This is a genomic window from Vibrio sp. 1-2 (7-a) (assembly GCF_013048515.1).
Lineage (GTDB): Bacteria > Pseudomonadota > Gammaproteobacteria > Enterobacterales > Vibrionaceae > Vibrio > Vibrio diabolicus.
On sequence record NZ_VHSQ01000010.1, the window covers coordinates 19520 to 29948 of the forward strand.

10 protein-coding genes are annotated in these 10429 nt (G+C 45.8%); 2 read left to right on the forward strand and 8 right to left on the reverse strand.

The window, feature by feature from the left end:
- Positions 1 to 43 precede the first annotated feature (43 nt).
- Positions 44 to 1024 (forward strand): catabolite repressor/activator, encoded by a 981-nt coding sequence (gene cra, locus FKN08_RS18915; protein ID WP_006742265.1) that lies wholly within the window; start codon positions 44 to 46, stop codon positions 1022 to 1024.
- A 9-nt stretch (positions 1025 to 1033) separates the two neighbouring features.
- Here the strand turns inward: cra and FKN08_RS18920 are convergent, their stop codons facing one another.
- Positions 1034 to 1987 (reverse strand): endonuclease/exonuclease/phosphatase family protein, encoded by a 954-nt coding sequence (locus tag FKN08_RS18920; RefSeq protein WP_164665602.1) that lies wholly within the window; start codon positions 1985 to 1987, stop codon positions 1034 to 1036.
- 226 nt (positions 1988 to 2213) lie between these two features.
- Between FKN08_RS18920 and FKN08_RS18925 the strand changes: the two genes are divergently transcribed.
- Positions 2214 to 2747, forward strand: a complete 534-nt coding sequence (locus tag FKN08_RS18925) for an RNA-binding S4 domain-containing protein (RefSeq protein ID WP_170892690.1) — start codon at positions 2214 to 2216, stop codon at positions 2745 to 2747.
- Positions 2748 to 2850: 103 nt separating this feature from the next.
- Here the strand turns inward: FKN08_RS18925 and FKN08_RS18930 are convergent, their stop codons facing one another.
- The 7 genes from FKN08_RS18930 to FKN08_RS18960 all read right to left on the reverse strand — a co-directional run bounded on the left by FKN08_RS18930 (position 2851) and on the right by FKN08_RS18960 (position 10327).
- The gene (locus FKN08_RS18930; protein WP_005397994.1) at positions 2851 to 3669 is read right to left on the reverse strand and encodes an EAL domain-containing protein; all 819 of its coding nucleotides are present in this window, start codon (positions 3667 to 3669) and stop codon (positions 2851 to 2853) included.
- Positions 3670 to 3761: 92 nt separating this feature from the next.
- Positions 3762 to 4682 (reverse strand): amino acid ABC transporter permease, encoded by a 921-nt coding sequence (locus tag FKN08_RS18935; RefSeq protein ID WP_170892691.1) that lies wholly within the window; start codon positions 4680 to 4682, stop codon positions 3762 to 3764.
- Positions 4683 to 4763: 81 nt separating this feature from the next.
- Positions 4764 to 5582, reverse strand: coding sequence for a transporter substrate-binding domain-containing protein (locus FKN08_RS18940; protein ID WP_170892692.1), 819 nt, complete (start codon positions 5580 to 5582; stop codon positions 4764 to 4766).
- A 9-nt stretch (positions 5583 to 5591) separates the two neighbouring features.
- Positions 5592 to 6389, reverse strand: a complete 798-nt coding sequence (locus FKN08_RS18945) for an amino acid ABC transporter permease (protein WP_170892693.1) — start codon at positions 6387 to 6389, stop codon at positions 5592 to 5594.
- Positions 6389 to 7123, reverse strand: coding sequence for an amino acid ABC transporter ATP-binding protein (locus FKN08_RS18950; RefSeq protein ID WP_020835258.1), 735 nt, complete (start codon positions 7121 to 7123; stop codon positions 6389 to 6391). The genes FKN08_RS18945 and FKN08_RS18950 overlap by 1 nt, the downstream gene beginning before the upstream one ends.
- Before the next feature lie 209 nt (positions 7124 to 7332).
- Entirely contained in the window at positions 7333 to 8811 is a 1479-nt protein-coding gene (gene pyk, locus FKN08_RS18955) for a pyruvate kinase (RefSeq protein WP_170892694.1), read from the reverse strand.
- Between the two features lie 136 nt (positions 8812 to 8947).
- On the reverse strand, positions 8948 to 10327 hold the full coding sequence (locus FKN08_RS18960; RefSeq protein WP_170892695.1) for an MFS transporter: 1380 nt from the start codon (positions 10325 to 10327) through the stop codon (positions 8948 to 8950).
- Positions 10328 to 10429 lie beyond the last annotated feature (102 nt).

Sequence of the window (10429 nt, forward strand, 5' to 3'; positions counted from 1 at the left end):
TGATGTATTAATATGATCGCGCGCACAGAATAAGGTTTAGAATATGACACTGGATGAAATAGCCAAATTAGCAGGCGTTTCTAAGACAACTGCAAGCTATGTGATTAACGGAAAAGCGCAGAAATACCGCATCAGCGAGAAGACTCAGAAGAAAGTGATGGCCGTTGTAGAAGAATACAATTATAAGCCAGATCATGCGGCGTCCTCTTTGCGAGCAGGTAATTCACGCTCATTTGGGCTTATCATCCCAGACTTAGAAAACACCAGTTATGCGCGTCTTGCAAAACTGATTGAACAAAACTCGCGTAAAGCAGGGTACCAAATTTTAATTGGCTGCTCTGATGATGATCCTGATACAGAGCAAAAGGTGGCGGAAGCGTTAGTCAGTCGTCGCATTGATGCGTTATTTGTGGCAAGTGGTATGCCCACTGCAAACGAGTATTATCTTAAGTTGCAAAATTCTGGTACGCCAGTTATCGCGCTAGACCGCCCAATGGATGATGAGCACTTTTGTTGTGTCATCAGCGAAGATTTTGACGCCGCACTTGAACTCACTCAGTCAGTACTGTCCGAGGATATAAAGTCCATAGGCTTGATTGGAGCGTTGCAAGACCTTCAAGTTTCAAAAGAGCGTGAGCTCGGTTTTCGATCCGCTTCTCAACAAGGTGGCAAAACGGCAACAGTGGGTTATGGGCAGCATTTCTCCCGAGAAGAAGGCAAGAAAGTCTTAGAGAGATGGCTAGCAGAGAACGAGCTGCCAGATGCCATTGTCACAACGTCATACACACTGTTAGAAGGTGTGTTGGATGTGATGCTCGAAAAGCCAGAACTCATGAGCAAAGTGCGCCTAGCGACGTTTGGTGATAATCGACTGCTGGACTTCTTGCCAGTGAAAATCAACTCTTTACCTCAACAATTTGAGTTGATCGCGGACAGTGCAATGGAGTTAGCACTCAACGCTTCCGCCAAACGTTATAAACCGGGTGTTGAGTTGATTCCACGTAAAATTGTTAAACGTCACTAAACAGGTTACTCAAAGCTTTACTTCAGCCGTCAGCGCCACAAATGCGTGGTCGCTGGCGTTTTTATCTCTGTCATAAATCGGGTTGATCAGATGTTGGTTAGACACCTGATAATCAACAACCTCGGCAACCGATATATCTGATAAGGTGTCAAACTCTTGAGAGAGCAAGATATAGTCGAGCACATTCCCAGTGGAAAAATGATAATGCGTAGCGGGGCGTTCATCCTTCAGAGCGTCACTTTGTAATGACCATCCATCTTTGAGTTGCAACTCAGTGACGCTGTCACCAGTATTGGCTACCAATGCGCTATTAACACTGGTTGGAGTGATAGGTTGATTCATATCGCCCATTAATACCGTTGGCATTGGCTCCTTTCTATACCTTTTTTGCATCGCGTCTCTTAACATCGCTGCTTCCCAACCTCTTTGCTGGGTGGATAACCAGCGCCCAATAATCGTGCTAGACGTTTCTGGTTGTTCTGAGTCGGCTGGGCGTTGAGATTTTAAGTGCGTTACGTAAACGGCGATATGGCCGAGTACAGGATGTATCACTTGCGCATAGATAGGTTTGCGACTGAACTCTGGAGCAACATTCACTCCAAAAGGCTCAAGTGTTGCTAAGTCAAACTCTACCGCTTGTACTTTTTCGATTGGAAACCGAGATGCGATTGCCACAACAGGGCTTGAGTAAATGTACTCATCCTCTACATGTGGGGTGTCAACGGTCGCAAAGTAGGGGTAGCCGATGGTTGAAAAGAATGCCTGAGTCTTCTCGAGACTGAACACTTCTTGTAAGCCAATCACGTCAGCTTCGAGTTTTTCAATTTGGCGTTGCGTCCAAGCAAGTTTGTCTTGCCATTGCTCTAACGAGTAGATGTTTTCGAAATCATAGTAGGCATCAGGAGGTGCGACAAAATTAAACAAGTTAGCCGTGACAAAGGTAATTCTACTTGGTTGAGACAAAGTATTCGCTCTTTTCAACAATAACTTGAAGAGTATATACCTTCAGGTTGCGTAATTGCAGCTTCGTTTGAGCTACGCATCGATATACAAGCTAACGAGCGACAAGTTAAATGGGTTAAGAGGTGCTCAAATGTCAAGGCTAATCGGTGATTGAGCATCGGCAGAGGTTTCTATTTTTAAGCATTGCGTTTAAACTTCAGGGCATCAAATAGTAAGAGTAAGTAACATGACCCAAGATTACGACCACGAAGAGTATTTAGAAGGCGAAGAGATTGAGATCGAAGCGATTGGCATCGACGTTGATGCGCATCCGATCGAACTGTACAAGCTTTTTAAAATCGCGAACTTGGTCAGCGGTGGCGGCGAAGCAAAGCATATCATCGAAGAAGGTTACGTCGCGGTGAATGGTGAACTAGAAACACGTAAGCGCCGCAAGATGTATGATGGTGACTTTTTTGAGTTTAACCAGGAATATTATGTTGTGGTTTGCGATGCGCCAGTAACTGAACCTGAAACGGCAGAGCAAAAAGCGGAAAAGAAAGCGAAGAAAGAAGCGCAATCTGCACGTAAAGAAAAATCTCGCCAAAGCAAGTCAGCTAAAGGCTCTGGACCTAAGTCAACAGGCCGAAAAGCAGCGCATAAAGAGCGGAAAGCACAACAAAACGCGCTGTCGCAATCGGCGAAGAAAGGTAAGAATGCTGAAAAGCCGCAAGCGACTCGCGATCCGAAGAGTGGGCGTAACTCTATTGACTTTTTCTAAGCAAATTAATATCTAGCTAGGCAGGTCATCGCCAAGCAAAACCAAAAAGCGCCGAGTATATATCGGCGCTTTTTTGGTTTTACTGTATCGTAAGGGGGCAGTGTCAATGCACTGTCGTTTCAATGTTTAGGCTATCGGTCCAGTGATGAATGGCGCAAGGCTTACCTAAGTAAAAGCCTTGGTAATAATCCAAATCAAGTTGATACATCGCTTGCAGCTGCACGTCTTCTTCTACCCCTTCTATGATCACTTTTGCTCCCATATGAGCCGCGAGCTCAACGGCGCTATGTATGGAAAAGGTTTCTCCGGCGCAGTAATCAAGTAGATAAGAGCGATCGATTTTTATGATGTCAGGGCAGAGCTGCTGAACACGTGCGATATCAGAATGTTGAGCGCCAAAATCATCGATAGCAAAGATAAAGCCATTCGCTCTCATTAACTGCACGGCTTTGATCAGTAAATCTGTATCACCGCAGGACTCTTCGACTACTTCAAACACCACGTCTGATGGGCTCATACCAAGGTCGGAAAGGCGCTTGTAAAGCAGGCCGTTGTCTTTAAAGCCCATGTCTTTGGTTAGGGTGAGTAGGGTTTGAGGCATGACATTGAGAAACAGTTTGATAGGCGTTCCTGCGAAACAGCGTGCAAAATTTCGAATGTGCATTGCTCTGGATAAAAACTCAACACACAATCGAAAGTAGGGATCGAGGCCATTGTTGGCCAGAAATACATCAGGACGAATTAACGAACCATCAATGCCACGAATTCGCAGTAGAGCTTCCATTCCAATAATACGCTGGTGCTTATCAAAAATCGGCTGATAAACACTGTGAAAAGTGAATTGATTGAGAACTACGTAATATTCACCAAGATTATCTTGCTTAATGTATCGCTCGTAGTCCGATTGATTCTTTAACTCCATGAAAAACGCCGAAAATTTAGCATCTTTTCAATGTAACAGGATGCAATTCTGATTTGAAGATTCAAATGTGTCTAATTACATATACAGTTGAGTTAATTTGAAATGGATTCCGATTTTGCTTCAATGTGGCGAAAAATAAGTGACAACCCAAAACAAATCAAAAAGTAAGCAATGCCGACAATGAGCCAAATTTCAAAGATATAGCCTGATGAATTTGCCATTTCGGTCCCAACAAACGTCATTTCTTGTATCGAGATCAGTGAAACGATGGAGGTGTCTTTCACTAGAGAGATGGTTTGACCTGCAAGTGCTGGGGTGATGACTTTGAGCACCTGTGGCGCGATAACGAATCGGTACTTCACCCATCGAGACAAGCCCAATGAATCTGCCGCTTCCCACTGTCCCTGGTCGATACTTTGTAAACCTGCACGCACCACTTCTGCAACGTAGGCAGAAGAGAGTAGGCCGACGCATAACACGCCAGAGGCAAGATTTTCCCAAAGGTTATAAGGCCCAAAAAGAAAGCTCTGTAGCGCATTTGGTTCGCCGTTATAGTTTCGTAGAATATCTTCCAAACCGAGTAACGGGATCAACTGGTTAGAAATGAAAAAGTAGAAAATAAAAACAAAAACCAACGGTGGGATGTTTCTTACCAACTGGATAAATGTGTTTGCAGGTGTGCGCAACCAAACGGAGCGAGAGAAGCGTGCTAAGCCTAGCAACGTGCCAAGCACTAACGCGAAGCTGATGCCCCAAATACTGAGCCTTAACGTCGAAATCAAACCTTGGAAGAAGTAGGGCAAACCACCATCGGCTCTTGGCGTAAAAAGTAGTTCAAACGCCTCTTTCCACTGCCACAAATAATGTACACCAACAGTGGAGCGATGGTACAGCCAAACGCCACCAATACCACAGATAATAAGCAGTACCCAATCTAGCGTGTTTAACCGCGATAGAAAGGAACCTGTGTTGGAATTAGTGGGTACTGTGCGAGTGGTGGTTTGTTCGCCCAAAAATTTGACTCCGATAGATGATGAAAAAGTAAAATGGATGATTGGAAAGTATAGGCTCGCGAAGACCACGAGCCTTTTAGATTACTGGCCTTGCGCGACTTGATCTTGCCAATCTAATGTCGAGAACCAGTATTCATAACGCTGTTTTAACCATCCATCTTGGGTTCTTGCTTCAATCCATTTATTGAAAAAGGCTTTTTTATCTTCTTCCCCCAAGCGCACAGCAAAGGCTTCGTTACCTTTTGATAGTCGCTCAGAGAATGGAAGGAATAGTTTGTCGCTGTGTTTCACTGTCTCATGTTCTGGTTTTGGGCTAGAAGCAATAACCGCATGGGCGTTACCATTCAGCACCTCTTGGAAGGCTTGCGCGTCGTCATCAAATTGCAGAATCTTCGCTTTCGGGAAGGTTTCTCTGGCGACTTGAACGGTGAATGCGCCCCGACGGGCCGCTATTTTTACGCGTCGTGAGTCAAAGTCCGAAAATTCGCTAAAACCAGAAGCCAGTTCTTTATTTGCTGCTACTTGAACACCGGAGTGTGAATAGGGTTCAGTAAACAACACGCTTTTCGAACGCTCGGGCGTGACCGACATGCCACCGATGATCACGTCGAACTTTTTCGCCAGTAGTGCGGGAATAATGCCATCCCACGCGGTCGGTACAAATTCCACTTTCAAACCTGAATCTTCTGCTAAGCGTTTGGCAACATCGATTTCAAAACCGATTAACTCACCTTGCTTGTTGCGCATTGCCCAAGGTACAAATGTTGACATACCAACGCGCAAAGTGCCTCGTTCCTTGATTTGATCTACGTTGGGTGTGGCAGCTTCTTCTTTAGCGAGAGTAGGCATAGCGATGGCTAGCCCCAATAATGCAGTAATGGTCGCTTTGAATAACTTCATGTTATCTCCTTATAATTTGCGCCAACTGGCTCCGAGTTTGTGTTCTAGCCATGCAGACAAGCCAGACAATGATAGGGTGAGAGCAAGATAAATTGCTGCCACGGTAAACCAAATTTCAAACGGCATCGCCGTTTCTGAAACGATGTTTCGCGCTTGTGTTGTTAAGTCAAAAATCGCCATCACGCTCACAATGGAAGAGTTTTTAATTAGAGAAACCACTTCATTGGTCAACGGGGGTAATGTGCGTTGTAAAACCTGAGGCAAAATCACGTCTTTGTAAGTGTAAAACGGTGATAACCCGAGCGTTTGTGCCGCTTCGAATTGCCCTTTAGGAATACTGTTTAAACCTGAGCGGAATATTTCCGCAGTGTAGGCACCTTGGAAAAGGGACAATGCCAAAACGGCGGTACTGAATCGGTCCAAACCAATCACGGGGCCAAACACGAAGTAGAGCAAATAGATTTGCACCAACAACGGCGTGTTACGTATTACTTCGACATAAGTGGTGCCAATAGCATTGCCGACTTTCGAATCGCTAAGCCTTAGTAACGCAGTGACCAACCCCAACACTAAGGTGAAGAATAGACTAATGACCGATATGTTAAGCGTGACCAATAGCCCATCGATAAGTTCTGCTGGCCACCATTCGCCATCTTCATAAAAAGCGATGTAATCAGGTACGCGTTCCCATTGCCATTGATAGCCCATAGCATCGGCACCAGAGTCCAACACCCACACAATAGCGATGAAGAGTAGCGTCATTTGCAGTAAAGCTTGAAGGACGGATTTGATTACGCGAACTATCATCAGTAACTTAAAATTTGGTTCAAAAATGCTTGGGTTCGTGGATGCTGTGGCGTCTCAAATAAGGCGATCGGTGAGTTCATTTCCACGATTTGGCCTTCATCCATAAATACCACGCGGTTCGCTACTTTTTTGGCAAATCCCATTTCGTGCGTGACGCAAATCATCGTCATTCCGCTTTGAGCCAGCTCAACCATGACATCTAACACTTCGTTGATCATTTCCGGATCAAGCGCCGAAGTTGGTTCGTCAAACAGGAGCAAATCCGGTTCCATACACAAGGAGCGGGCAATCGCGACGCGTTGCTGCTGACCGCCAGAAAGCTGGATAGGATACTTACTCGCTTGCTCTTCAATATTGACTCGCTTGAGGTAATGTCGTGCGCGTTTTTCAGCTTCTTGTTTTGACAATTTGAGTGTGCGAATCGGCGCTAAGGTGAGGTTTTCCAATACAGTCAAATGAGGAAAAAGGTGGAAGTGCTGGAACACCATGCCGATTTTACCGGGCTTGAGAGATTTTGCGTGAGAAGGCTGGTCAAACACATGAAGTTGGCCTTCTTGAATCGATTCAAGATGGTTGATGCAACGAATGAGCGTTGATTTTCCTGAACCAGAAGGGCCACACACAACGACGATCTCGCCAGAATGTACGGAGAAGTTGATATCTTTTAGAGCGTGGTAATCGCCATACCACTTGTTTACGTTGCTAAATTCGACGACGGGAGTGTTCTCTTTCAAAGGGGCACGCTTTTAGGGATAACAATCGCTCTACAATAACAAGTTGTGAATGCGATTTCATTAAGTTAACGCTCATATTCCAAGAGTCAGCGAATGGTTGGTTATATCGTGCGCAATAAAAAGGACCTGCCATTTGGCAGGTCAAGTCCCTGTGGAGCAAGTTATGGGGGAGAAATTCAAGGTCGAGCTTGAATAAGGGGGAGGTAAACCTAAGCCGCGATTTCTTCCACTGGCTTCATGTGAGAAGGCACATTCAAGCTCAGCAAGCGACAAACGTTGATTTCACCCATGCCTTCGATGGAATCGAGCTGGGTCATCAAAATGGAGGAAATATGTGCTTCTTTGGCCTTTTGACGTAAGCATTCCACTAACTGCGGCGCGAGATCGACGTGGCTTTCTGCTGCTTTGAAATACAAAGGTTCAACACCGCGTAGAATTGTCATTTGTGCAAGTAAAGCTGGGTTGTCGCTCAGGGCCCAAATCTTAGTTTTACTTTGGCAGCGAGACATCAACAGCGGCGTTTCACCATGTTGGGTTAAAATCGCAACGCCAAGATCTTGATGAACGCGAGAAGCCGAAATCATTGATGAAAGCGCGAAACTTTTGCCTGGGTTAGAACATAAGTGTTGCAGAGTATCCCAGCAGTCATGGTTACATTCCAGCTCGTGCTCTGCACCTTGTGCGATGCGAACCATGGCTTCGACCGCTTCGATTGGGTATTTGCCCGCCGCCGATTCCGCAGAAAGCATGACGGCGTCTGTGCCGTCAATAATCGCGTTTGCCACGTCTAACACTTCAGCGCGAGTAGGGAGTGGGTTTTCGATCATCGATTCCAACATCTGGGTAGCGGTGATTACCGGTTTGCCCCAATGCTTAGAGCGATTGATCAGTGATTTTTGCACCATTGGTAATCGTGCATCGCCAATCTCTACACCCAAATCGCCGCGAGCAACCATGATGATGTCTGATGCTTTAATCACGTCATCCATCGCTTCTTTGGTTTCAACCACTTCTGCACGTTCAACCTTCGCAACAATCTTGGCATGACAACCTGCTTTTTGCGCTAAGCTGCGAGCGTATTCAATATCTTGTGCATTGCGTGGGAAAGAAATGGCAAGGAAGTCGGCACGAAGCTTGGCCGCAGTGTCGATGTCTTGAATGTCTTTTGCGGTAAGAGCCGGAGCGGAAAGACCGCCACCTAATAAGTTAATGCCTTTACGGTTCGACAGTTTACCGCTGTTCAATACTGTGGTTTTGATCCACTGCTCGTCACGGTGTACTTGGCTTACTTTGAGTTGAATACGGCCATCATCTAGCAGCAAAATATCGCCTTCGTTTACGTCTTGAATCAGCTCTGGGTAATCAAGTCCAACCATCTCTTGGTTGCCAGAGTGTGCGTCGAGTGTGCCGCTCAGCGTGAATTCGTCGCCTTGATTGAGTAGAACTGCGCCATTTTCGAAACAAGAAATACGAATTTTAGGGCCTTGTAAATCCACTAGTACACCAACATAAGTGCCGAGTTCAGCCGCAATTTCACGGACCAAGTTCGCGCGTGCGATGTGCTCTTGCGGCGTTCCGTGAGAGAAGTTAAGTCTGACTACATTCGCGCCTGCTTGAATCAATTTAGCCAGTGTTTCGCCGCTTTCACTTGCTGGACCTAGCGTAGCCACAATTTTAGTTTTACACATTTGTCACCTCAATCGACACTTAAAAAGAAAATAGAAATAGGGGGGGGGATCTTCTATCAATCTCGTAAGCACTCTTTGCAAAAGAACTTAAGACATTGGGTAAGTAAGCGGGAGTTGCCTCCCGCTTTAGTCAGGATTAGTGACTAGGGCGAGCTTCTAGCTCTTTTTCTTCAACTGGGTCGATATCAACCACTTTCTTCGCATTCCAAACGGTCAGAGCAAGAAGTAGAGAAACCACACCAGCAGCTAGCCAGAAGTATTGCGCTTGAGAGAAGTCGTATTTAGTTACGCCGTCAACCTCAGTGATTTTGATTAGAGAAGCTGACGCTAACTCTTGACCAGAAGCAGCGATGTAAGAGAACAGACCGATAAAGCCTTTCACTGCGCCAACTGCGTTCTTAGGCATCAAGTCACAAGCAGTTAGACCTGCAAGGAACACAACCAGACCACCGATAGCGAAACCGATCATACCTAGTGCTACTGCGTCAACGATGCGGTTATCTGGGCCGAAGAACATCAAGCACATACCACCGATGTTCGCCAATCCGTAAAGTAAAGTCGGAATATGGCGGTTGGAGTTAAACACCTTGTCAGAGATGATGCCTGATAGGATTGCACCTGCTAGACCCGCGATAGGGTATGTAGACATTGCGAAGCCAGCGTCAATCAGTGAGTAACCTTTTGCTTCTTGTAGGTAAAGCACTGCCCAAGAAGACATCGCGTAGCGAGAGATGTACATCGCTGCACACGCTGCTGCAATTAGCCAAACGGTTGGTTGCTTCAGGATGAACATTTGAGCGCGACGAGTTGCTTGCGGATCGTTCTTTTTCTTGATCTCAGGTTCTTCGTCGAATGCTGTTGCTGAATCTGGCAAACCGTAAGTTTGTGGACGGTCTTTTAGGATGAAGAACATGCAAATCGCTGCTGCAATCGCTGCAATACCCGCACCGATGAAACCTGCACGCCAACCGAAGTAGCTCACTAGAGACGCCGTTAGGATCCAAGTGATACCTTCACCGATGTTACGTGAGCCACCCCAGATAGAGTAACGGCTACCACGTTGTTTTGGTGAGAACCATTGGAACAGAGACACACAAGACGGTGCTGAACCAACAGATTGGAACCAACCGTTTAGACCCCAAAGCAGAACAAAGAAGAATGCCGTGGTGTTCAAACCCATGAATACTGCGGTGATACCAGACAGTAGTAGAGAGAACGACATAAATCGGCCAATGTTGGCATAGTCAGAAAGGAAGCCGTTCGAGAACTTACCAAAAGCGTAAGTGAAGAAGAAAGCTGAACCCATGATACCGAGTTCTTCGATGGTTACGATGCCTGCATCCAGCATTGGTTTTTTAACAACACCTAAACTCATACGAACTACGTAGAAGACGGCGTAACCGAAAACCAAGCCTAAAAATACATGCCATTGGTAGCGTTTGAAACGCGCTTGCATTTCCTCTTTCGAGCCATCTGAAAGAGGGAGGTCAGGGCGTGTTTTAAAGAAATTAAACATCTTGCACTCCAAGTTTTAATCACAAATGTTTTGTTGCAGGGCTATCTTGAAGTGACAGATTGCACAGTACAAAGGCATGAATTTGAGACAGAATTGACCCAT

What these genes read in the sequence shown, in the direction of transcription:
- FKN08_RS18930 (WP_005397994.1), bottom strand. Translation starts at nt 3,669, where the DNA reads ATGGAGTTAAAGAATCAATCGGACTACGAGCGATACATTAAGCAAGAT.
- FKN08_RS18925 (WP_170892690.1), top strand. Translation starts at nt 2,214, where the DNA reads ATGACCCAAGATTACGACCACGAAGAGTATTTAGAAGGCGAAGAGATT.
- pyk (WP_170892694.1), bottom strand. Translation starts at nt 8,811, where the DNA reads ATGTGTAAAACTAAAATTGTGGCTACGCTAGGTCCAGCAAGTGAAAGC.
- FKN08_RS18960 (WP_170892695.1), bottom strand. Translation starts at nt 10,327, where the DNA reads ATGTTTAATTTCTTTAAAACACGCCCTGACCTCCCTCTTTCAGATGGC.
- cra (WP_006742265.1), top strand. Translation starts at nt 44, where the DNA reads ATGACACTGGATGAAATAGCCAAATTAGCAGGCGTTTCTAAGACAACT.
- FKN08_RS18945 (WP_170892693.1), bottom strand. Translation starts at nt 6,389, where the DNA reads ATGATAGTTCGCGTAATCAAATCCGTCCTTCAAGCTTTACTGCAAATG.
- FKN08_RS18940 (WP_170892692.1), bottom strand. Translation starts at nt 5,582, where the DNA reads ATGAAGTTATTCAAAGCGACCATTACTGCATTATTGGGGCTAGCCATC.